This window comes from Yersinia fenwicki (genome assembly GCF_043099325.1).
Lineage (GTDB): Bacteria > Pseudomonadota > Gammaproteobacteria > Enterobacterales > Enterobacteriaceae > Yersinia.
Genome location: NZ_CP170755.1, coordinates 2,273,994 through 2,297,294 on the forward strand (window position 1 = coordinate 2,273,994; position 23,301 = coordinate 2,297,294).

Here is a 23,301-nt window from a genome sequence, read left to right on the forward strand (position 1 = left end):
ATGGCCCCTTAAAATAGATTAGATTGATTTTTAAGCAGATTTTCCACATCTTTATCAACTTTGATCTGGATTTCATGCTCAATCTTAACATTCATATTAATCGTGATCGGTTTTTCCGGGGTTGCTACTTCAAGGCGCAAACAGCCACTCAGCATAAAAATGCCCAGCACGATTGCCACAGGTTCCCATGTTAAGATCTTCATTCCTTAGCCCTCACCGGTATAGATTCTGTTGGTCGTATTGAAAGTGTTTGCTGTAACCACTCTTGTAAATTGTCACCAAAACGCAGGCTGCGCCAGAGTTGGAATACATTTTCCTCATGCTGATAATTCAACACTATCTCTCGTTTTGCATTTTTCTGCGTATTAACACCATGGATCTTTGAACGCAGCGTTAATTGGCCTAGATTATCCAAACTGACGGTGGCATAAGATTGGTAAATTTCCATATAACGCAACCAGTCAATCGCCGCGCCAGCAACAAAATTGCTCTCACCAATAGAATTAGCCAAATCAGGGTCCAGGCGCAATGTCACTGTGCCGTCATTCGCTATCCAACCATTGCGCACCAACCACTGTGGATTATTGAGATAAAGTGGTAATTCGCCGTTCACTTTGCCCGACATAGCCAATTTCTTGGGTTTGAGCACGGTAAATAATTCACTTAAATCAATCGATTTTAATTTCAGCACCGCCGCGTCATGTTGGGGTAAGCGCAAAGCCGACAAACTTAAATGCCCTTTCAGAATATCCATGCCAACGTGACTTAAGGTCAATGGGGTTTGCTCCGAATAGGGATAAGTCCCCTGTAAATCGGCGGTGATATTCTGCATTTCAAACAAATTAGTTATTGAGGCAATACGCAGCATAACCGGCTCTTTCGGCCCCAACAGCCAGTGGTGATTTTCAAAGCGATAAGACATGACAAAATCCAACCCACTGAGTTCGCCGTCTTTCAGCCACATTCCGCCATTGTTGACAACCCAATGTCCACCCGCAGTAAAACCTTGTTGGCGAGCAGCAGAAAAAGCGGCCTGAGCATACAGCTCACCATCACGCAGCCTGATGCCCAACTCTTCTGAAATAAGCGGTTGGAATACTGTCAGCGATTGTTTTGGCCACCAGCCCTCTCCCCGTAAACGCTCGCCATCCCAACGGCCACGCAATGCAATTGGCCCGATAGCCTGCGCCTGTAACTTACCCTGCCACAAAAAGCTGTCCGGCTCGCGCCCATTCAGTTGCAGTGAAAGCACGGCTGGAGGTAGATAACCGCCACCGTCACTAAACGCGACTTTTTTGGCGCCCAGTTCAAAACCAGCAATAAAAGCGGGGTGATGATTATCGCGCTGCCAGGTCAGAGGCTTAGCTAAAGTAAGCCGGGGTGCCTCGACTGAAACCACCCCATATCGCAGCCGATCGAAGCCGGTTGAGAGTTTATCGACAGTGATCAACGTCCCCTGCCAATTGCCCCTGCCGCCCATATCCCAACGCGCAGCCAAAGGAGGTAACTGACCGTTACCCCAATATCGCCACTGCCATTGGCCTTTGTCAGGCCAAAACTCTTGTGCTTGCCCATCTAAATGCAGATTAAAATCACCCCAATAACTGTCCTGTGCATCTACAATTGCCTGTAGCCGCCCTGTCACCCCAGCAGCCGTCACCTTGACCCCCGCCAAAGGCCAGCGCGCATCTCTGATACGTAACTCCGGTGTCACATTACCATGAGCACGCAACAAAGCACCGGGATGCAGTACCCAGGTCGGATTCAATATCGAACCGCTAAGTAAGCCGGGAATGGTGGCATTCAAAACCATTCTGTCCAGATTAGCTTGACCACTGAGCTGAAATTTTAAGTCACTGTTTATCATGCTTAGGTTGCCTGGCCCAAGAGTCAGGACAGCATTACCTTTACCACTTTTCCCCGAGGTGATGACATTAATGCGCGCCTCGATCGAGGTTTGATCCAATCCCTGATCCCAGTCATAGAGAGTCAGATTAATGCCGCCATTCAAGGGTTGTAGCTGGTAGGGCCATTGCCACTGGCCGTTAGCTATTTGAATTTTATTCGCGGAAACGCGCCAAGGTAACCGCGCGAGCGGAGCGTCATCACCGCGCGCTGTCAGAGTTAAAACGCCCTCTTGCTGTTGCCAACTCAAATTCAATAGTAACGGTTTAGACAGATAGCCTGTCGTCAATACGCCGTCGAGCGCACCCTGCGCTGGCCAATCGTCCAGCGACAGTGGGATTTTAATTTTACCGCTCAGTTCGAATGGGTGTGGGGTGCCGGGAACGGCAATAGAGAGTTGATTTAGGCTAAGTTGTTGCTGCGCATCCAGTGTCGCAGCGAAACTCAATTGCTGCCCTTGATAACGCAACTCTTGGGTGAATTTTTGCGAGGTTAAGGTCAGTTTACCTGCGTATTGCTGCCACGGCGTAATCTGCAAATTGCCGATATTTAGATCAAGCTTTGACAGCTGCTGCTGCCAGTAAGCCAAATCTTGCGGCGCACCTTCATCGCTGCTCGGTAACTTACTCAGACATGCGGTATCCACGGCGACGTTATTAGCCGCTAACTGCCAACGTCCTTGATGGAAACCGATACTTAACTGGTCAATATCGGCCAATGTGCAATCTTGTACCCGGTAGCGCAGCAGTGGCAGACGCAATGCGCCATCATGCCAAACTGGGGGATGGGTTAAAACCAGTTGGCTACCCGCTGGCAACCAAAATTGTGCGATTTTCGGTAACCACTGCGGTAGCATTTTCCATAAAACCACCAAGAAAATTGCGCTGATTAATAGCAACCAACCCACTGTTTTTGCGCATTTAGTCATGACTTGCCTTGTGTAATCACTAACCCGACATCCGATGTACTTTAATCTCTACCACTAAAATCACTGCAACTAAACTACTGCAAGATACCATAATAACAAACTATGCTCTGATGACTCATAAGCAGAACCGCTGCCATCGAAAATGGGAAGAAAAACCTTACCTCATTGGCATGAGAAACTTGCAAGCGCCTTATTTAACTTATTATTGTGGCAAATTGTATGATTTATTCAAATCTGCTAGATTGATCACAATATTTTAGCGGAGATATCATGATGAAATTAGCCGTTTACAGTACCAAACAGTATGACCGTAAATACCTCGAATTGGTCAACAAAGATTTTGGCTTTGAATTAGAGTTTTTCGATTTTCTGTTAAGCCCAAAAACCGCAAAAATGGCTGCGGGCTGTGATGCGGTTTGTATTTTCGTCAACGATGATGCGTGTCGCGAAACCCTGACTGAATTGAAAGAAGTCGGCGTTGAGATTTTAGCATTACGCTGTGCCGGCTTTAATAATGTGGATTTGAATGCAGCGAAAGAGTTGGGGATTCCGGTGGTTCGCGTTCCGGCCTATTCACCTGAAGCCGTCGCTGAACATACCGTCGGTATGATGATGAGCCTTAATCGCCGTATTCACCGAGCTTATCAACGCACCCGTGATGCCAACTTCTCGCTGGAAGGCCTGATTGGTTTCAATATGCATGGCCGTACTGCGGGGATCATCGGTACCGGTAAAATTGGTGTTGCGACTATGCGTATCTTGAAAGGTTTTGGTATGCGCTTGTTAGCTTATGACCCTTACCCAAGTCAGGCGGCGCTGGATTTGGGAGCTGAATATGTCGACCTCAAAACCTTGTACGCTGAATCTGATGTTATCTCACTGCACTGTCCGATGACGCCGGAAAACCACCATTTGCTCAATAAGCAATCCTTTGAACAAATGAAAGATGGCGTAATGATCATCAATACCAGTCGTGGTGGTCTGATTGACTCGACAGCGGCAATCGATGCTCTGAAACAACAGAAAATCGGTTCGCTTGGCATGGATGTGTATGAAAATGAACGCGATTTATTCTTTGAAGACAAATCTAATGACGTGATTCAGGATGATGTCTTCCGCCGTCTGTCTTCTTGCCATAATGTGCTGTTTACTGGGCATCAGGCATTCCTGACAGAAGAAGCGCTGACCAGCATTTCTAACACCACCATGCAGAATATTGCGCAACTGAAAAAGGGCGAACCTTGTCCGAATATTGTTTCGGTCTAATATACCCTAAATAATTCGAGTGGCAGGAAGGCGGCAAGCAGCGGCCTCGTAGAGGCGGGGCCCATGGATGGGCCACATATTGAGAACAGCCAACGTACATGCAGTTTGCAAGATGACGGGTATCAGCGAACCGGACAAGCGCCGCGCATTAATGCCCATTCTTCACAGCGTTTCCCATCCGGCAATTGACACATGCCTACGCTTCCACCATTAAGTTGCTTGGCAATGGTCAATACACCGCCCGCATTAGTACAATTGACGGCCGCAGGATTCGCCATATTGAGATTATGAACATTGGCACTAGTGGCTTGTTGTACTGGCTCAGCAGTATCATTATTGTTTAAAAATCGAGAGGTGGATGCGGTATCTGTTGGATTATTGCTGCTACAGGCGGCTAAAAATAATACGGCTCCGCCCACAAACCAGGATAATAATTTCATTCTTTTGCTCCGGCATGAGAAATATATAGCGGTATAATTGTTTTATATAATAACTGTTATAATTAAAACGCAACAGAAATAAGCATAAATACATTAATTAAATTTAGCTCAGATCAAAACTGGCAATCGAGTTACCGCGCTATTCTGGCGCTAAGGTTTGGCAAAAAATAAGCAAACTATATTAATCATGGCAAAGAATCAAACACCTACAGCTTGGACAAAATACGACAGGAATAATTATGATCACTGATTTACTACTACGAATTACTTTGGCGGGTGCATTGGGAGGGTTGATTGGGCTGGAACGTCAGTTGCGTGCTAAAGATGCTGGGTTAAGAACTCATATCCTGGTGGGTATTGGTAGTGCCATGTTTATGATTGTTTCAAAATATGGTTTTGAAGATTTACTGACATTAGAACACGTCAGTTTTGACCCCAGCCGTGTTGCGGCACAGGTCGTCAGTGGCATGGGCTTCCTTGGTGCCGGTACCATCATGATTCAAAAACAGATGGTCAAAGGGCTTACCACCGCTGCCGGGATGTGGGTCACCGCCGCTATTGGTCTGGTGATTGGTAGTGGTCTATATGAAATTGGGATTTACGGTACGGTGGTGACATTAGTTGTGCTGGAGATCTTCCGCCAGTTAAGTAACCGGATTATTGGTCAACACCATTTTGTTTCTATTAAGCTACTCGCGGACAGCGTGCCACGTATTCTGATTGCGATGCAAAAATTAAAATTACATCCTATTAATTTGTCGGTTACTCACAAACCTGAGAAAGGTGAACATGAATGTGAGCTTACGATGGAAGTCACCTTGCCACCCAGAAAAAACTTGGATCAGGTTTATGAATCATTATTGGCCGTCGAGGGAATACACCAGTTGGACATTAAATAGTTGTACTGCAAGTATTGTATGACGAGTATAAAAACATAGTGATCTCCTTCCGCGTTATCGTATCCTGTGGCGATAACGCGGAAAGCAGCTAAATGCTATACAGCCGGCGGTATAACGGGCATATGACTAATGCATCGGTGTCTTCGACAGCAGGTTAATGACTAACACACCGGCAATAATCAATGTCATGCCAGCAATGGCCGCCCAGTCTAATTTCTGCTGGTACATAAAAGTGGCAGCGACGGACACCAACACAATCCCCAATCCTGACCAGATAGCATAAGCAATACCCAATGGCATGGTTTTTACTACCTGTGATAATCCCCAAAAAGCAATGCCATAACCAATTACCACCACAATAGAGGGCATTAAGCGGGTAAAGCCATCAGAGGCTTTTAGCATTGTGGTGGCTACCACCTCGGCAACAATTGCCATCATTAAATACATGAAACCACTCATTATCAGCCTCTCAATTCAGTATTGGGTCGACATTATGCCTATTGAAGATTAAATGGTCATTAAATCTATTTACACTTCACCATTGTTTCACAAACAAACTCAATGCTCGCGCAATTATTGTTCGCCGAAGTGGCAAACAATAACTAATCGCTGTTATCAATAGTTTTCTAATTGTAATAATTATTATCTGAAAGCCACAATATAAGCCTAAACCCGCAATTCGTCTTATTCACGACACAACCTGTCGGCCGCCGCCACACAAAAGCGATAACGAGCAAAAATACTCTCTGCTAGAATTTCATTATTAGTTCAAATAGTCAGAGACACCCCCGCACTTCTTTTGTTCTCTGCATGACTTGCAATGTGAAGGTATAAATTAATGATTACTACTGACGGTAACAGTGCAGTAGCTTCTGTGGCCTATCGTGCCAGTGAAGTTATTGCCATCTACCCTATTACGCCAAGCTCCACCATGGCAGAACAGGCTGATGCCTGGTCTGGTGATGGTAAAGTCAATATCTGGGGTGATGTTCCCCGCGTGGTTGAAATGCAGTCTGAAGGCGGGGCCATTGCGACGGTGCATGGCGCACTGCAAACTGGCGCATTATCTACCTCGTTTACTTCCTCGCAGGGATTGCTGTTAATGATCCCGACCCTGTACAAACTGGCTGGCGAGCTGACACCTTTTGTTCTGCATGTGGCGGCGCGTACTATTGCGACCCATGCTCTGTCTATTTTTGGTGATCACTCAGATGTCATGGCTGTGCGACAAACGGGTTGTGCCATGCTGTGTGCCAGCAGTGTACAGGAAGCGCAAGATTTCGCTCTAATTTCCCAAGTAGCAACTCTCAATAGTCGCATTCCATTTATTCATTTCTTTGATGGTTTTCGCACCTCACACGAAATCAATAAAATTGTACCGCTCAGTGATGACACGCTGCGCCAATTGCTGCCGCAGAAAGGCATAGACGGCCACCGCAGTCGGGCGCTTTCACCGGATCATCCGGTAGTACGGGGTACCTCCGCTAACCCGGATACCTATTTCCAGTCGCGTGAAGCCACTAACCCTTGGTATAACAATACGTATCAACATGTTGCCGATGCAATGCAGGCCTTTGCTGAAGCGACGGGACGTGAATATAAGCCATTTGAGTATTACGGCCACCCACAGGCGGAGCGCGTTATCATTCTGATGGGGTCAGCGATTGGTACCTGTGAAGAAGTGATTGATAGCCTGCTAACCCGCGGGGAAAAAGTAGGCGTACTGAAAGTGCGCTTATTCCGCCCCTTCTCTGCTGAACATCTGCTCAGTGTTTTGCCGCAATCTGTCAGCAAAATTGCGGTGCTGGATCGTACCAAAGAGCCCGGGGCACTGGCCGAGCCACTTTATCTTGATGTTATGACAGCGCTGGCTGAAGCCTATAGCCGTGGTGAACGCGCTACATTACCGAAAGTGATTGGCGGCCGCTATGGGTTATCTTCCAAAGAATTTGGCCCAGATTGTGCGCTGGCGGTGTTCAAAGAATTATCGCTTGATTTACCTCGCCCGCGCTTTACCGTAGGGATTTTTGATGACGTGACGGGTCTATCCTTATCACTCACCGATGAGAAAATCGAACAGCGCGCCACATTGGAGGCCCTGTTCTACGGCCTCGGCAGTGATGGTTCGGTATCTGCGACAAAAAATAACATTAAGATTATCGGCAACAGTACCTCGCTGTATGCCCAAGGTTATTTTGTTTACGACTCGAAAAAGGCCGGTGGCCTGACCGTCTCTCACTTACGTGTCAGTGAAACCCCTATCAATTCAGCTTATCTGGTCAGTCAGGCCGATTTTGTCGGCTGCCATCAGTTACAGTTTATTGATACCTACCAAATGGCGGAGCGCCTTAAACCAGGCGGTATCTTCCTGATTAATACCCCGTTCAGCGCCGACGAAATGTGGCAACGTCTGCCACAAGAAGTTCAGGCGGTACTGCATCAGCGCAATGCCCGTCTGTTTGTGATTAATGCGGCAAAAATTGCCCGCGAATGCAAACTGGGTGCGCGTATCAATACCGTGATGCAGATGGCATTCTTCCATCTGACGCAAATATTGCCAACGGCTATGGCGCAAGAGCAATTACGGGCGGCCATTGACCGTAGCTACAGTAATAAAGGGCCGGAAATTGTTACTCGTAACTGGCAGGCACTGGATGCCACCCTCGATGCATTGGTCGAAATCCCACTGCAACCGATTGATGAAAATAGCCCGATGCGCCCACCGATTGTCTCGGATCAAGCGCCTGATTTCGTTAAAACTGTGACTGCCACCATGCTCGCCGGTTTGGGGGATGCTCTGCCCGTTTCGGCCTTCCCACCTGATGGCACTTGGCCGGTGGGCACCACGCAGTGGGAAAAACGTAATATTGCTGAAGATATTCCTATCTGGCAGCCTGATCTCTGTACCCAGTGTAACCACTGTGTTGCTGCTTGCCCGCACTCGGCAATTCGCGCCAAAGTAGTTCAGCCGGATGCCATGTCAGGCGCACCAGACAGCTTACAATCACTGGATGTGAAAGCCCGCGATATGCGTGGACAGAAGTATGTCTTGCAAGTTGCACCAGAAGACTGCACTGGGTGTAATCTTTGTTATGAAGTCTGCCCGGCGAAAGACCGGCAGAACCCAGAAATCAAAGCCATCAATATGAAACCGCGGCTGGAACATCTGGTGGAAGAAAAAGCTCACTATGATTTCTTCCTCAAATTGCCGGAAATCGATAAAACACAAATGGAGCGTATCGATATCCGTACCTCACAGTTGATTTCGCCGCTGTTTGAGTATTCCGGTGCTTGTTCAGGTTGTGGTGAAACCCCATACATTAAATTGCTCACCCAGTTGTATGGCGATCGTCTGTTAATTGCCAATGCTACCGGTTGCTCTTCAATTTATGGTGGTAACCTACCGACCACGCCTTATACCACCAATGCTGATGGCCGTGGCCCCGCTTGGGCTAACTCACTGTTTGAAGATAACGCCGAGTTTGGCTTGGGCTTCCGCCTGACTGTTGACCAACATCGCCAACGGGTTGCCCGTTTGATCAATCAATTGGCAGCGCAATTGCCGCAGGAGTTGGTCAACCAACTCCTGAATGAGGAGGCGGCACCCGAAGTTCGCCGTGAGCAGGTCACGCAACTACGCCAGCTGTTAAAAGATATTCCGGGTAATGACGCACAACAATTGGCAACCGATGCAGATTATCTGGTGGACAAATCCATCTGGCTGATTGGTGGTGACGGTTGGGCCTATGATATTGGCTTCGGTGGCTTGGACCATGTGCTCAGCCTGACGGAAAACGTCAATGTGCTGGTATTGGATACCCAATGCTATTCCAATACCGGTGGTCAGCAATCCAAAGCCACGCCACTGGGCGCGGTAACCAAGTTTGGCGAGCATGGCAAACGTAAAGCACGTAAAGATTTGGGCGTTAGCATGATGATGTATGGCCATGTCTATGTCGCGCAGATTTCGCTAGGTGCACAGCTGAATCAAACCGTTAAAGCTATTCAGGAAGCGGAAGCCTACCCTGGCCCCTCTCTGATTATTGCTTATAGCCCTTGTGAAGAGCACGGTTATGATTTGGCCTACAGCCATGACCAAATGAAGCAACTAACAGCCACCGGCTTCTGGCCACTGTATCGCTTTGACCCACGTCGTACCGACGAAGGTAAAATGGCCTTGGCTCTGGATTCTCGCCCACCAAGCAGTGACTTGACCACCACATTGCTCAATGAGCAGCGTTTCCGCCGGCTCAATACCCAAGAGCCAGAGGTTGCGGCACAGCTGTATGCTGCGGCTGAAAAAGACCTGAAAAAACGTTATGACTTCCTAAGTTTGCTTGCAGGGAAAACCGAAAAAACACCAACAGAGTAATCTTCTAATATAATACTCCAACCCAAAAAGCCAGTCAGCTTTCCACTGACTGGCTTTTTGTTGTGTGACGATATGAATGACACATGCGTCTAAATTTGTAATATCCCTAAAATAACCATCTGCGTTATTTTCAGTTCTCAATAAACAAGGACGATATTATGAACATGAAAAATTGGATGTCCCAAATTAACGATACGCAGTTATTAAGCCAACTTTCTATCCCAGGAACACATGATTCAGCATCATTTCGCTCCAACGTATATGGTGCCGGATTTACGCAAACACAATCATGGAATATAAGAGAGCAGCTTGATCATGGGATCAGGTTTCTGGATGCTCGATGTCGCCTTATTAATGATGTATTCACGCTGCACCACGGAGCTGTATTTCTAAAACAGCAGTTTGGCGACCTGCTCAACACTTGTATTGCCTTTTTAAATAGAAATCCTTCTGAATTCATTCTGTTATCAGTTAAACAGGAACATACCACTGAAAGTAGCACAAAAAGTTTTAGTAAAATTATGCGTGATAGTTATGTGGGGCCACACAGTAAAATATTTTATCTAGAAAACAAGATCCCTCCTCTTCGGGATATAAGAGGAAAAATCGTGCTCTTACGCCGTTACTCTGGCGATAAGATAGGTATTGATGTTTCTCATTGGAAAAATGATACAACCTTCGATATTAAAAACAATAATTTTAACATCTATATTCAAGACAATTATGATGGTTTTACAGCGCTAAGTATAAATTTCAAGCGAAAGTTTATTGAGAGCTTACTTAAAGAAGCAAAAAATAATCGCCCTCAAGATCTGTATATTAATTTCACCAGCGTATCCGGAATGTTAACACCTTATACTGGCGCTCGCGGCCATCATTTAATAGATGGAATAAATATTTGGTTTTGCAAAAAATACAGAGAAAAACAAAAAATGGGGATCATTGTTGCTGACTTTGTGGATATTGAAGACGGTGCAATAATTAAAACAGTCGTGAATTCAAATGTTTTCGTATAACCCACGTCTCTGATTGGACGTAAAAAAGATTCACTCACAAACTAAAACACTAATATATATGCTTATTGAATGATAAACTTATGTCATAGCAGCACTGTCCGTCATGCCCCTAACTGGATATGAGTCAAGAACAAATGCAAGAGAAACAAGTGATTAACCAAAAAGAACAATACGATTTGAACAAATTACAGAAACGCCTGCGCCGCAATGTCGGCCAGGCGATTGCTGATTTTAATATGATTGAAGAAGGTGATCGCGTCATGGTCTGCCTGTCTGGGGGCAAAGACAGCTACACCATGTTGGATATTTTGCAGAACCTGCAAAAAAGTGCGCCAATTAACTTCACTCTCATTGCGGTTAATCTGGATCAGAAACAGCCAGGTTTTCCAGAAGATATTCTGCCAGCCTATCTGGATAAGCAAGGTGTTGAATACAAGATTGTAGAAGAGAACACTTATGGGATTGTAAAAGAGATCATTCCGGAAGGGAAAACCACCTGCTCACTCTGTTCGCGTCTACGTCGTGGGATTTTATACCGCACCGCGACTGAACTGGGTGCAACCAAAATCGCACTTGGTCACCATCGCGATGATATTCTGCAGACGCTATTCCTAAATATGTTCTATGGCGGCAAACTGAAAGGCATGCCACCCAAACTGATGAGCGATGATGGCAAACACGTGGTTATTCGCCCACTGGCATACTGTCGCGAAAAAGACATTGAGCGTTTCGCTGTTGCCAGAGAGTACCCGATTATTCCTTGTAATTTATGCGGCTCGCAGCCTAACCTGCAACGCCAAGTGATCAAAGATATGCTTCGTGATTGGGATAAACAGTATCCCGGGCGGATCGAAACCATGTTCAGCGCCATGCAAAATGTGGTGCCATCACATTTAAATGATCACAAATTGTTTGATTTCAAAAATATCACTCACAATAGTGAAATTGTTGATGGTGGTGATTTGGCTTTTGATCGTGAAGAGTTACCACTACAACCGGTGGGCTGGCAGCCAGAAGATGTTGAGGATGGCGAGACACAACCGCTGGTTCGCCTCGACGTACTGGAAATCAAATAAGCAAGTATCGGGTGTTGCTTCTCGCCGTTCAGGTGCAGGGGCAATGCCCTATTTCTACCCTACCCAGTTTTTTTCCTAAAAAACAAAAAAATGCCGATGTTGAGACAACATCGGCATCGTAACAATTATGTGCTATGCAGTAATTCAAAAATAAAAGTATTACAAATATGGAGCGCAACGCCCATCGCTTGACGTTGCATTCACCTGCAAAGTGATAATGCCTGAGTCATCACTCTCAATTCTTGATATCGCTCAATTTTGCAGTGATTAGCATGCGACCTGGCACACTCTCTTATTCGCTCACGAATAACTAATTAGAGCCATTTACTGTGCTTTAACCACCATGCAACACCAAGCACCAACACCACCAACATCATACAAAATGTCGCAAAACCAAAAGAATAGGTATTCCCAGGAATGCCACCAAGGTTGACACCAAACAGCCCGGTTAAAAAGGTGGTGGGCAAAAATACCATAGCCAACAGTGACATGGTATAAGTGCGCCGGTTCATCGCATCAGCCATTAATGAACTAATTTCATCGGACAGCACCGCAGTTCGCGCAATACTGGAATCTAAATCTTCTAACCCCCGCCCCAGCCGCTCGGAGATTTCCTGCATGCGACGCCGATCATCATCATTCATCCACGGCAAGCGCTCACTGGCTAACCGAGAGAAAACATCTCGCTGCGGTGCCATATACCGCCGTAGTACAATCAACTGTTTACGTAACAGTGCCATCTGCCCACGCGCGGGGATTTTTTGCTCCAATAAATCATCTTCGAGATCGATAATCTTATCGTGCAAGTCCTCGATAAACTCACTGGTATGGTCGGTCAGACCATCGGCAATATCCACCAGCCAATTACCACTGTTGGTTGGGCCAGTGCCGCTTTGTAAATCGTTGAGTACATCATCAATCGAGTAAATTTTACGATGTCGGGTTGAGACTATCAGTTTATCTGTCATGTAGACCCGGATAGTGACTAGCTGGTCAGGGCGGGCATCATTATTGAAGTTAATCCCTCTGAGAGTGATCATCGTGCCGTCACCCAAGCGGGTCACTTTGGGACGGACACTTTCACCCGCCAGCCCATCCCGGACAACTTCAGGCAGTAACGAGGTATTCTGCAGCCAAGCGGCGCTGTCAGGATGAGTGTAATCCAGATGTAGCCAACATGGCTGATCTGCTGTAGCAACAGCATCGGGGCTGATTGATGTTACGCCCCCTTTACCATCGAGTTGATAAGAATAGACCGCATCAGAAACTTGAAGTGCTTTTCCTTCGTCTGCATCCACGACAACATCCTCAATTTCAGCATTTATCATGCAATTAGCTCAGTGTAGCGCCCCCCCACTGATCTTTAAAGGTGATGTATGCGGATAGGTTCCTATCACTATAAAATAATCGAAATACAAAAATAAAAAATCATTAGCCAAATATAAGTAAATTACAGGTAGAGTTTCGCTACAACCAATTAATCCGCATGATTTAATTTTCTTGTGGATTAATTGGCTAATAACAGCTAGTGCTTGATGATATAAATCATCTGGCTATATGCTACGTCTTCCGGGTTAGTAATCGGGTAACCTTTTACCCACGGTTTAATTAAGCGCCCATTAGTAAATTGATATATAGGTGCTATTGGTACCTGCTCTGCAATAATTTGTTCCGCTTTATTATAATCATCACTTAGTGCTTTTGGATTTGTTTGTTTACCGGCTTCATTCAGTAAACGGTCATAATCTACACTCGTAAATTTAGCGATATTACCACTATGGGTCGAGGTCAGTAATGACAGGAATGTAGAAGGCTCATTATAATCCCCAACCCATGAAGCACGAACCACATCAAAATTGCCGGTGTTGCGGCTATCAATATAGGTCTTCCACTCTTGGTTAATCATTTTAACATCCACACCCAATGTTTTTTTCCACATTGAAGCAATGGCGATGGCTAACTTTTGATTATTATCCGATGTGTTATACAACAGCGATAATTTTAGTGGTTTATCAGGCCCATAACCCGCAGCATGCAGCAGAGCTTTAGCTTGTGCATTCAGTTCGTCCTGATCTTGTTGTTGTAATAAATTGGTCACCGGATGATAGCCAGCCGTGACATCAGGAGTAAAGTGGTAGGCAGGTTTCTCCCCGGTACCCAAGACTTTTTCAGCGATAATTTTACGATCTATTGCATAAGACAATGCTTTGCGCACCCGAACATCATTTGTTGGCGCTCGCTGGGTATTAAATGCGTAATAATAAGTGCCTAACTGGTCGGGGGTATAAACCTGATCCGGGATATCTTTTAATAGTTTCTGATACAGATTCTTAGGAAAGGATTCCGTAATATCAATATCGCCTGCCTGATAACGCTTAGTGGCATTGGCTTCCTGATTGATAGGAATAAAAGTCACTTTGGTGAGAACTGTATGAGCATGGTCCCAATAATAGTCGTTTGGCACCAATACTAACTTCTCATTCACTACTCTATCTTGTAATTTGAATGCGCCGTTCCCCACCAGATTGCCGACTTTCGTCCAGTCACTACCGTATTTCTTAACTATGGTTGATGGCACCGGGAATAAACTAAAGTTAGCGGTCAGACTGGGGAAATAAGGTACCGGTTTGCTGAGTTTAACTTTAAGGGTGTAATCATTAACAGCACTGACCCCAAGAGTTTCTGGTGGCATTTTCCCAGCAATAATCTGTTGCGCATTCTCCATTCCGGCCAACTCGGCAAACCAGGCGAAAGGAGATAAACTTTTAGGATCAACCAGACGACGCCAACTATATACAAAATCCTGTGCGGTCACCGGGTCACCATTCGACCATTTAGCATCCTTACGTAACGTAAATATATAGGTTTGGTTATCTGACGTATTCCAATTTGTCGCAACGCCTGGAATTATCTGTCCGTGTGAATCCTGGTTAACCAGCCCTTCGAATAGGTCACGGGCAACCTGAGCTTCGATTAACCCAACCGCTTTCATTGGGTCAAGGGATGCAGGCTCATCTTTAATATGACGAACAAGTTCTTGTTTTTCAGCCAATACAGTGCCGGCAGGGATAACAGCAGCATTTGCTGTACCCAGCGCTGCCCCCACCAATGCGGCACATAATGCATAACGGAAATAGCGCATAATGATTAACCTTTTCGTTGTCGTTCCATTTCAGCGAAAGTAGTAACAAACTCTATTAAACATAAACTAGCAGATTCAGAGCCATAATGACGATGGTAAAATAAAAATACTGTATTCGTTGGCCTATAAAAGTTAACCAAGCAATCAGACAGCAAATACAGTACTTAGCATTGATCAAAGAGTATTTGGTTTATTACAAAATAACTTATCTTCTTGATTCAAAATAATATTGTTAAATGCTATGTTAAATGCAATACGTACATATTTGTCATAAAGAGAATAGCATGACCTCATATCGCCCCCGCTCCACACGCGGAAACCTGATAACCTTAGGGCAGCACTACGGTACATCACGTTTAGGTGCGCCGCTGCTGTATTTCCCCGCACCCGCGCCATCAGCGCGAGCCGGGCTGATTATCGCGGGGACTCATGGCGATGAAAGTGCGGCAATTGTAGCCCTCTCCTGCGCGTTACGTAGTATTTCCCCTAAGCAACAGCGCCACCATGTGATATTGGCAGTCAATCCCGATGGCTGCCAATTGGGTCTGCGGGCTAATGCCAATGGCGTAGATCTTAATCGTAATTTTCCGGCGAAAAACTGGCAGGCTGGCGAAACGGTATATCGCTGGAACAGTGCGGCGGATGCAAGAGATGTAGTGTTATCAACTGGAGAGTGCGCAGCCTCCGAACCCGAAACTCAAGCATTGTGCGCTTTGATTATGCAGTTGTCTCCGCGCTGGGTTGTCTCTTTTCATGAACCATTAGCCTGTATTGAAGACCCTGATAGTTCAGCATTAGGGCAACAGTTGGCGACAAACTTTAACTTACCACTGGTGACAAATGTGGGTTACGCCACTCCGGGGTCATTCGGCAGTTGGTGCGCCGACATCCAATTACCTTGTATTACTGCAGAGTTGCCCCCCGTCTCTGCCGATGCAGCCAGTGAATGTTATCTGGCTGCCCTGATAGACTTACTCACAAGACTGGATTAAGCCGATAAATCGATAGCGCCGGTCGAGAAATGTAACCCATCCTCGACATCCTGTTGCAACCACGTCGGGCCATCCAGATCAACAAAGCGGGCACCTGGAGCCAGTGGCAATGCGGCACGAATGGCGCGAGAGGTACACAACATACAGCCAAGCATAATGGCAAATCCAAGCGATTTTGCCTGTTTGGCCAATAGCAATGCTTCGGTTAACCCACCGCTTTTATCCAGTTTAATGTTGACCATGTCATAACGGCCAACCAATCCCGCCAGATCAGCGCGAGTATGGCAACTCTCATCAGCACAAATAGGCAGAGGATGGATAAAGTTCTGCAAAGAATCATCATTCCCTGCGGGTAATGGCTGCTCCAACATAGCCACCCCAAGATCTGCTAACAGCTGGCAACGTGCAGCTAAACCCTCAGGCTGCCAGGATTCATTGGCATCAACAATTAATGTCACTTCTGGTGCCGCACTGCGGATTGCCACCAAACGCTCAGTAATCAGATGGTCATCCAGTTTTATTTTCAATAACCTGGCTCCCTGATGTGCCAATGCACTTGCACTGTACGCCATCGCTTCAGGAGTACCAACACTGACTGTCTGGGCCATAGATATATGGAGAACTGGTGCGGTCTGCGTCAACTGCCATAAACTCTGCTGACTCTGCAAACACTCCAACTGCCATAACGCACAATCGACCGCATTCCTTGCAGCCCCAGCAGGCAATAGCTGTTGTAAGCCCTCACGCGAAACGCCCTGCTCAACAGCCTTGGTCACTAAGGCCAACTGTGCCATCACAGAAGATTCACTTTCTCCATAATGTGGATATGGAGTACATTCACCAAAAGCATGAATGCCCGCGTCCTCAATCTCGACAACCACAACTTTTGCTTCGATACGGCTTCCGCGGGAAATAACAAATGCGGAATGTAGAGGCCAGGACTCTGGATAGCAGCGCAGGGTTCTCATTATGGTTCCTCAGAAGAATTCAGGGGTTGACTGTCAGTATTAGAACCGAATGTCAGTAAAATCTAAATTATTTAGCAAATTTCTCATATCCAAGCCGCTATTGTTACCTTAAACTGAGCTTCGTGTTACACATCTGTAAAAGGGATCGAATAATGACACAGACAGTACATTTTCAAGGCAATCCAGTGACCGTTGCAGGTCAACTACCGCAACCCGGCGATAAAGCTAAAGATTTTACTTTGGTTGCGAAAGATTTATCTGATGTTGCTCTGAGCAGCTTCGTGGGTAAACGTAAGGTTCTGAATATTTTCCCAAGTATTGATACTGGTGTTTGTGCCGCATCTGTACGCAAATTCAATCAATTGGCTGGCGAACTTGAGAATACTGTTGTTCTTTGTATCTCCTCTGACCTGCCATTTGCCCAATCACGTTTTTGCGGTGCTGAAGGTCTGAGCAACGTGACTACGCTGTCAACCTTGCGCGGCGCGGATTTCAAACAAGCTTACGGTGTGGCAATTACTGAAGGCCCATTGGCAGGTTTGAGCGCTCGTGCTGTAGTGGTTCTGGATGGTCAAGACAACGTTATCTACAGTGAGTTAGTTAACGAAATCACCTCTGAACCAGACTATGATGCCGCACTGGCAGCACTGAAGTAATTCGTACTACTTTGGTTTAAGACTTTTTAAATAAACGGCTGGCCCTCTTGGGTGCAGCCGTTTTTTATGGTTTTCTCTTTTAGGTCGACTCTTCTTCACTTTCATCACTGGCGGAGCGTTTACTACTCAGGCCATATTCACGTAGTTTATTGGCAATAGCGGTGTGGGAAACACCAAGGCGCTTAGCAAGTTTACGTGTGCTGGGATAATTACGATAAAGCCGAGTTAAAACAGAGCGTTCAAAACGCTTGCTAATATCGTCGAGCGAACCATCAAGCACTTCATCTCCCAGAGCCGCTTCAACCTCAAACTCCGGCAAGACGATATCTTGTGGCCGTAACTCAGCCCCTTCCAATTGGGTCAAAGCACGATAAACCGCATTTTTCAGTTGGCGGACATTCCCTGGCCAACCGTAATTGGTCAGAAAACTACTCAGCTCAGGCGCTAATTTCGGCCGTGGCACACCCTGTTCATCAGAGAACCGCGCAACAAACAGTGCTGTCAGTGGCATGATATCTGCTTGACGTTCACGCAAAGGCGGCAAAGTGATAGTCAATACATTAAGGCGGTAATAGAGATCCTCGCGGAATTCGCCACGCTGTACTAATTCCACCAAATTCTTTTGGGTGGCACAAATAACCCGCACATCAACATGCACCTCATGCTCCTCTCCCACACGTCGGAAAGTTCCGTCATTAAGGAAACGTAACAATTTGATCTGCATGCGAGGCGACATTTCACCGATTTCATCTAACAGTACTGAGCCGCCATTAGCCTGCTCAAAAAAGCCTTTTTTACCCTCAATAGCATTGGGGTATGCTCCTGCGGCATAGCCGAATAGCTCACTTTCTACTACATCATCGGGTAAAGAAGCGCAATTAAGCCCGAGGAAGGGCATTTTCCCGCGAGGACTGCGTAGATGACAAGCTCGAGCCAACAGGTCTTTTCCGGTGCCAGTATCACCAACCAACAGCAGAGGTGCATCCAACATGGCTAATTTACGTGCTTGATCAAGCACTTGACGCATTTTAACGCTGGTAGCAACAATCTGTTTAAATTCGCCATCATCATTTACTGATAAGATTTGCAGTTGTTTCCCCATCCGAGCGGTCGATTTTAACATCACCACAGCGCCTACCGTCTGACTCTGCTGATTTTCGTCTTCAAGCTGAATCGGGGTGATCTCCATCAGGTAATCCTGATTATTGATCAATACGCGTTCGGTATGAGGTGCAGTTTCCCCTCCATCGAACCAACGAGCAAAATTATATCCACCCAGCAAACTACCCGCAGTTTTATGACGAACCTTCTCCTCATTAAGGGAGAAAAGCTCACGGGCAGCCGGGTTAGCTAACTCAAGGTTACCTTTTAAATCGATGGAAAATACCGGCTCTGGCATGGACTCAAGCAGCGCCCGAAGTGAGCGGTGTTCTCGCTCAGATGGCATAAAAGAGACGGTGCGGACATCAGTCACTCCATCAATACGTCGAATATCCATCATCAACGCGCTAAATATACTGAAATCCAGCTGTGAGAAATTCAGATAAATACGGCCAATCGGATCAATTTCGATCCCACGTAAATCAATGCCGCGTAAAACCAAGAGATCAAGTAACTCTCTGGTGAGACCGATTCGGTCTTCGCAAAAAACTTCCAAGCGCATCAGTATCGACCTTATGTAGGGCAGGTGCGGAATATCTGCCTATGATAATACCCTGTCCCCCCTTACTGATGAAGCAGTCTGTCAGCAAAAGTTGACAGGAAGCGGCTTTTTGCTGTTTTTCTTTCCAATTGGACTCACAAAAATAAGATCATCACCCCCTATCAGCACCGTATATAGCGAGTTATTAGTTTTTATACTAATAATTTAGAATTATATAATGACGAATGCCGCCAGCATTATCGTCAAGAATCGGTGACATTTTGCTTTATACCAGCCAACTGGCTATAGTATATGTAGCCAATTGACCGAGGAGGTTACATGAGAGCATATCACCCCACCCCAGTGACCAGAGCAAGGGCGCTATGGCGAGAGCTTGGTTTGCCCGCCAGCCGCGGTACTGTATTGGTCGATAGCATCAAAATGGGTTTTTCTGTTGATGTCATTGACAGCATCCATCTATGGGCATCTATTCCCAAAGCTGAAATCTTGCGTGCGACCGGTATCCCCAGCCGCAGTTTGACTCGCAGACGCACACATGATGGCCGTTTTACTCCCGAAGAGAGTGAACGAATTGCGCGTTTCGTTCGGGTTATGGACGCCGCAGTTGATCTCTTTGGCGGAGATAAAGGCAAAGCTATCACGTGGATGTCGACCCCGATTAAAGGTCTGGGTCACCGTAGTCCGGATTCCTTACTGGAAACCGAAACCGGTGCATTGGAAGTCTGTGATTTGATTGGACGCCTCGAGCACGGCGTATTTTCATAACTGTATGCTATAAGGATCAGTAACTTATGGATATAAATCCGGTAGGCTTATATTTATGATGCTTTACCGCATTGTGATGCGCCGCTATCTTGCCTCAACCTGGACCGGTTATGGCGCTGAAATCTATGGGGGCCGCTGGAATCATAAGGGACACGCCGCCATCTACTTAGCCAGTAGTGTGTCACTGGCGATGTTGGAGACGCTGGTACATATTCAGGACAGTTCAACACTGAGTGAGTTCGAGTTATTCCAAATTGAAATCGAAGATAGCAACATTATGCTGCTTCAGCCGCAGGATTGGCCCACGGACTGGCGCAGCGACCCTGCACCTGCGACCACAATGGATATCGGCACAGAATGGCTGGAGTCAAAGTCATCACTTGGATTACTGGTTCCATCCACTCTGGTGCCGACAGAGAATAATCTGCTACTCAATCCTCGACACAAAAATTTTCAGGCCTGTTTAAGCAGTGTTCAACCACTCTCTTTTGCCTTTGATCCACGGCTAAAATAGCGCTACTGCTGCGCCAGTTTGTCTTTTTTTGGCAAGGTATTCTTCAATTGACCCATCAATTGCCGCCGGAAATCGCCCAACTTAGGTTTATCATCTCCCAACCACGGCAATGGGCGACACAACTCCATTGCTTTGATACCCAGTCGAGCGGTCAGCAAGCCAGCCCCAATACCTTGCGCGGCGCGAGCAGATAAGCGCGCGGCTAAATCCTGCGATAACCAATCCATACCCACTTCACGCACTAATTCGGATGCTCCGGCAAAAGCAATATTGAGCAGTACTAAACGGAACAGACGGATGCGGCTGAAATACCCCAACTCAATACCATACAAAGCAGCAATACGATTAATCAGACGAATATTTCGCCAGGCGATAAACGCCATATCCACCAGTGCCAGCGGACTGACGGCAATCATCAAAGCTGACTCGGCGGCATAGCGGCTGATTTCGGCCCGTGCCAAATTATCCAGCGAAGGCTGAACTAATTTGGCATACAGTTCAACGACTTCACGGTCATTATGAGTATCATGTAGCGAGGCTTGCCAACGCTGTAGCGCAGGATGCCCCTGATCCAGTCCAGCCTGACGTGCCAGTTTTTCACAGAACGCACGCCCTTGGCCAATACCGTGACTCATCAGTAGTTCGCGCGCGATATCCCTCTCTTCAGCACGTTGGCGCAGCCGGTACAAACGCCGCCACTCCGTCACCACTGAACCGACACCCGCCAGCACGATAAGTCCCCCCGCAGTGGTAGCCCCTAGTGCAATCCAATCCTGTTGTTGCCACGCCTGATTAACCCATTGCACTGACTGAGCAATCACACTGACACCAAATAGGGCTATCCCCACCGTCACCATTTTACGCCACAGGCTGCGCTTAGGTTTCAATGCCGCATTAACCAGCCCTTCTACCCGCCCTTCTTCATTCTCTGCGTCCAGTACTGGATCCGCAGGATAGAAATTCTCGGCTGTATGTTGGTCAAAAGCTTGCGCCGCTTTTAATACCGGTTCGTCTATAGGTTGCAGAGGCTGTTCGAAATCGATCCGGGGTTTTAAAGGCTCGCTCATCGCAATTTATCTCCCAATAAAAATTCCATCACGGCATCAAGGCGAATATGGGGCAATGGGCTGTCGACATGTACAGCTTGTGGACGAAACTCATCAAAATGAAACCCTTGCTGTTGCCAAAAAGCTGGGCCGGGTAAGCGTGCTGGAACATCGCCGGGGAAGACCGTTAGCGGTGCACCATCACTTAGCCGATTGCCGCGTAATGCAGGCATTTTCTGTCCCTGATGTTCAACAATGCCGCTTTGTGTCGCCTGTACCGACGCCAGCCCAACACAATCCATGCTGATCCCTTCAAATCCAGCATTTTGCCAGGCTTCTTGCACCAATTGTTGCAGCAAGGAGACCAGGTTAGCGTGTTGATCGGCCGTCACATGGTCGGCTTTGGTTGCCGCAAACATCAGCTTATCGATACATGGCGAAAATAGGCGGCGGAATAACGTGCGTTTTCCGTAATGGAAGCTCTGCATCAATTGTGTCAAGGCCAGACGCATATCATTAAACGCCTGCGGCCCGCTATTCAGGGGTTGCAGGCAATCCACTAGCACGATTTGTCGGTCAAAACGCACAAAGTGTTCTTTGTAAAAACCTTTCACGACCGAATTGCAGTAATAGTTAAAACGGGTGCGCAGCATGCCCAAATTGGAGTGTTTATCGGCTTGAGCCAACCTCGAATCGCCAAGATCATTGACATCCGGCCACGGGAAGAACTGCAATGCAGGCGCGCCCGCCATATCACCCGGCAACACAAAACGACCCGGTTGAATGAAATGTAGGCCTTCATTTTTGCAACGAATCAGATAATCAGTATAAGCATGAGCAATCGCCTCCAGCTGATTTTCATCAGCCGGGGCCAATGGATCGCACTGCCGACATAGAGTCAGCCAAGGTTTGGCCCACTCAGCGCGATCCCCTTGTAACAACCCAGCCATCTGCCGCGACCAGCTCAAATAATCTTGTTCCAGCATGGGTAAATCCAACAACCATTCACCCGGATAATCAACAATTTCCAGATACAACGTTGATGTGTCTTTAAAATGGCGCAACAGGGAATCGTTGGAGCGAAAACGTAAAGCTAAACGAATTTCGCTAACACCCCGGGTTGGGGTTGGCCAATTAGGCGGCGTACCATATAACGAGGCCAGACCTTCATCGTAAGTAAAGCGCTGAATGCCCAAATCACGCTGCGGCACTCGTTTTACACCCAATAAACGCTCTTCACGCACAGCTGAAAACAGCGGCAAACGCGCGCCGCTGTGGACATGAAGTAATTGATTCACCAGAGAAGTGATAAATGCAGTTTTCCCGCTACGGCTCAAGCCAGTTACGGCCAACCGCAGATGCCTATCCACCCCGCGATTGACCAATGACGTAATCTCATTTTGCAGTCGTTTCATGCTTCTCCTTGGCAAATTGCCTCGCTGCCGCCCCTATTGCACGTTTTAGCATTGGTTCCAGCATCATCAGCAGCAACCAGCGCAGGGGTTTGCGGCTAACATTTCTGACGATAAAACCTGCTGCACCTGCCGGGCCATAGGTCAATGCGACACTAAAAATAATTTTAATTAGTGTGGTTAATACTACACCTGCACGACTTCGGGCGGGATTATTGTTCATCTTTATGCCCTCCGGCAG

The 23,301-nt window shown here is 46.8% G+C and carries 20 protein-coding genes; 9 read left to right on the forward strand and 11 right to left on the reverse strand.

Going from position 1 to position 23,301, the window contains the following annotated elements; translation table 11 throughout:
- Positions 1-8 precede the first annotated feature (8 nt).
- Complete coding sequence (locus ACF3VQ_RS10465; RefSeq protein ID WP_392435274.1) at positions 9-203, reverse strand: YnbE family lipoprotein; 195 nt, start codon at positions 201-203, stop codon at positions 9-11.
- The gene (locus tag ACF3VQ_RS10470; RefSeq protein WP_392435275.1) at positions 200-2,833 is read right to left on the reverse strand and encodes a YdbH family protein; all 2,634 of its coding nucleotides are present in this window, start codon (positions 2,831-2,833) and stop codon (positions 200-202) included. The genes ACF3VQ_RS10465 and ACF3VQ_RS10470 overlap by 4 nt, the downstream gene beginning before the upstream one ends.
- Before the next feature lie 273 nt (positions 2,834-3,106).
- Between ACF3VQ_RS10470 and ACF3VQ_RS10475 the strand changes: the two genes are divergently transcribed.
- Complete coding sequence (locus ACF3VQ_RS10475) at positions 3,107-4,099, forward strand: 2-hydroxyacid dehydrogenase (protein WP_392435529.1); 993 nt, start codon at positions 3,107-3,109, stop codon at positions 4,097-4,099.
- 122 nt (positions 4,100-4,221) lie between these two features.
- Here the strand turns inward: ACF3VQ_RS10475 and ACF3VQ_RS10480 are convergent, their stop codons facing one another.
- The gene (locus tag ACF3VQ_RS10480) at positions 4,222-4,539 is read right to left on the reverse strand and encodes a DUF333 domain-containing protein (protein WP_392435277.1); all 318 of its coding nucleotides are present in this window, start codon (positions 4,537-4,539) and stop codon (positions 4,222-4,224) included.
- Positions 4,540-4,778: 239 nt separating this feature from the next.
- Between ACF3VQ_RS10480 and ACF3VQ_RS10485 the strand changes: the two genes are divergently transcribed.
- Positions 4,779-5,438: an MgtC/SapB family protein gene (locus ACF3VQ_RS10485; protein WP_392435279.1), complete on the forward strand. Its 660-nt coding sequence runs from the start codon at positions 4,779-4,781 to the stop codon at positions 5,436-5,438.
- Positions 5,439-5,564: 126 nt separating this feature from the next.
- On the opposite strand, the gene ACF3VQ_RS10490 is transcribed toward ACF3VQ_RS10485, so the two are convergent.
- Entirely contained in the window at positions 5,565-5,897 is a 333-nt protein-coding gene (locus ACF3VQ_RS10490; RefSeq protein WP_025378329.1) for a multidrug efflux SMR transporter, read from the reverse strand.
- A gap of 379 nt (positions 5,898-6,276) precedes the next feature.
- Between ACF3VQ_RS10490 and nifJ the strand changes: the two genes are divergently transcribed.
- The 3 genes from nifJ to ttcA all read left to right on the forward strand — a co-directional run bounded on the left by nifJ (position 6,277) and on the right by ttcA (position 11,902).
- Positions 6,277-9,810 carry a pyruvate:ferredoxin (flavodoxin) oxidoreductase gene (gene nifJ / locus ACF3VQ_RS10495; RefSeq protein ID WP_392435282.1) on the forward strand — a complete coding sequence of 1,178 codons (3,534 nt, stop codon included), beginning with the start codon at positions 6,277-6,279 and terminating at the stop codon, positions 9,808-9,810.
- Between the two features lie 158 nt (positions 9,811-9,968).
- Positions 9,969-10,826 (forward strand): phosphatidylinositol-specific phospholipase C, encoded by an 858-nt coding sequence (locus ACF3VQ_RS10500; protein ID WP_392435284.1) that lies wholly within the window; start codon positions 9,969-9,971, stop codon positions 10,824-10,826.
- Positions 10,827-10,960: 134 nt separating this feature from the next.
- The gene (gene ttcA, locus ACF3VQ_RS10505) at positions 10,961-11,902 is read left to right on the forward strand and encodes a tRNA 2-thiocytidine(32) synthetase TtcA (RefSeq protein ID WP_392435531.1); all 942 of its coding nucleotides are present in this window, start codon (positions 10,961-10,963) and stop codon (positions 11,900-11,902) included.
- A gap of 314 nt (positions 11,903-12,216) precedes the next feature.
- Here ttcA and zntB read toward each other — a convergent pair whose 3' ends face one another.
- Positions 12,217-13,200 (reverse strand): zinc transporter ZntB, encoded by a 984-nt coding sequence (gene zntB / locus ACF3VQ_RS10510; RefSeq protein WP_392435533.1) that lies wholly within the window; start codon positions 13,198-13,200, stop codon positions 12,217-12,219.
- A 227-nt stretch (positions 13,201-13,427) separates the two neighbouring features.
- Entirely contained in the window at positions 13,428-15,044 is a 1,617-nt protein-coding gene (locus tag ACF3VQ_RS10515; RefSeq protein ID WP_392435286.1) for an ABC transporter substrate-binding protein, read from the reverse strand.
- A 284-nt stretch (positions 15,045-15,328) separates the two neighbouring features.
- Between ACF3VQ_RS10515 and mpaA the strand changes: the two genes are divergently transcribed.
- Positions 15,329-16,036, forward strand: coding sequence for a murein tripeptide amidase MpaA (gene mpaA, locus ACF3VQ_RS10520; protein ID WP_392435288.1), 708 nt, complete (start codon positions 15,329-15,331; stop codon positions 16,034-16,036).
- On the opposite strand, the gene ycjG is transcribed toward mpaA, so the two are convergent.
- Positions 16,033-17,004, reverse strand: coding sequence for an L-Ala-D/L-Glu epimerase (ycjG, locus tag ACF3VQ_RS10525; protein ID WP_392435290.1), 972 nt, complete (start codon positions 17,002-17,004; stop codon positions 16,033-16,035). The genes mpaA and ycjG overlap by 4 nt on opposite strands.
- A 152-nt stretch (positions 17,005-17,156) precedes the next feature.
- Between ycjG and tpx the strand changes: the two genes are divergently transcribed.
- Positions 17,157-17,660 (forward strand): thiol peroxidase, encoded by a 504-nt coding sequence (tpx, locus tag ACF3VQ_RS10530; RefSeq protein WP_392435291.1) that lies wholly within the window; start codon positions 17,157-17,159, stop codon positions 17,658-17,660.
- Positions 17,661-17,739: 79 nt separating this feature from the next.
- Here the strand turns inward: tpx and tyrR are convergent, their stop codons facing one another.
- Positions 17,740-19,323, reverse strand: coding sequence for a transcriptional regulator TyrR (gene tyrR / locus ACF3VQ_RS10535; protein WP_392435293.1), 1,584 nt, complete (start codon positions 19,321-19,323; stop codon positions 17,740-17,742).
- A 318-nt stretch (positions 19,324-19,641) separates the two neighbouring features.
- Between tyrR and xre the strand changes: the two genes are divergently transcribed.
- Both xre and ACF3VQ_RS10545 read left to right on the forward strand, forming a co-directional pair.
- The gene (gene xre / locus ACF3VQ_RS10540) at positions 19,642-20,088 is read left to right on the forward strand and encodes a type II toxin-antitoxin system antitoxin Xre (protein WP_392435295.1); all 447 of its coding nucleotides are present in this window, start codon (positions 19,642-19,644) and stop codon (positions 20,086-20,088) included.
- Positions 20,089-20,143: 55 nt separating this feature from the next.
- A complete protein-coding gene (locus tag ACF3VQ_RS10545) occupies positions 20,144-20,602 on the forward strand; it encodes an RES family NAD+ phosphorylase (protein WP_392435297.1) in 459 nt (152 codons plus the stop codon).
- Between the two features lie 2 nt (positions 20,603-20,604).
- Here the strand turns inward: ACF3VQ_RS10545 and ACF3VQ_RS10550 are convergent, their stop codons facing one another.
- The 3 genes from ACF3VQ_RS10550 to pspD are packed head-to-tail and all read right to left on the reverse strand — an operon-like array spanning position 20,605 to position 23,283.
- Positions 20,605-21,669: a YcjF family protein gene (locus tag ACF3VQ_RS10550; RefSeq protein ID WP_392435299.1), complete on the reverse strand. Its 1,065-nt coding sequence runs from the start codon at positions 21,667-21,669 to the stop codon at positions 20,605-20,607.
- Complete coding sequence (locus ACF3VQ_RS10555; protein WP_392435301.1) at positions 21,666-23,063, reverse strand: YcjX family protein; 1,398 nt, start codon at positions 23,061-23,063, stop codon at positions 21,666-21,668. The genes ACF3VQ_RS10550 and ACF3VQ_RS10555 overlap by 4 nt, the downstream gene beginning before the upstream one ends.
- On the reverse strand, positions 23,044-23,283 hold the full coding sequence (pspD, locus tag ACF3VQ_RS10560) for a phage shock protein PspD (protein ID WP_392435303.1): 240 nt from the start codon (positions 23,281-23,283) through the stop codon (positions 23,044-23,046). Before pspD ends, ACF3VQ_RS10555 begins: the two co-directional genes overlap by 20 nt.
- Positions 23,284-23,301: the final 18 nt, after the last annotated feature.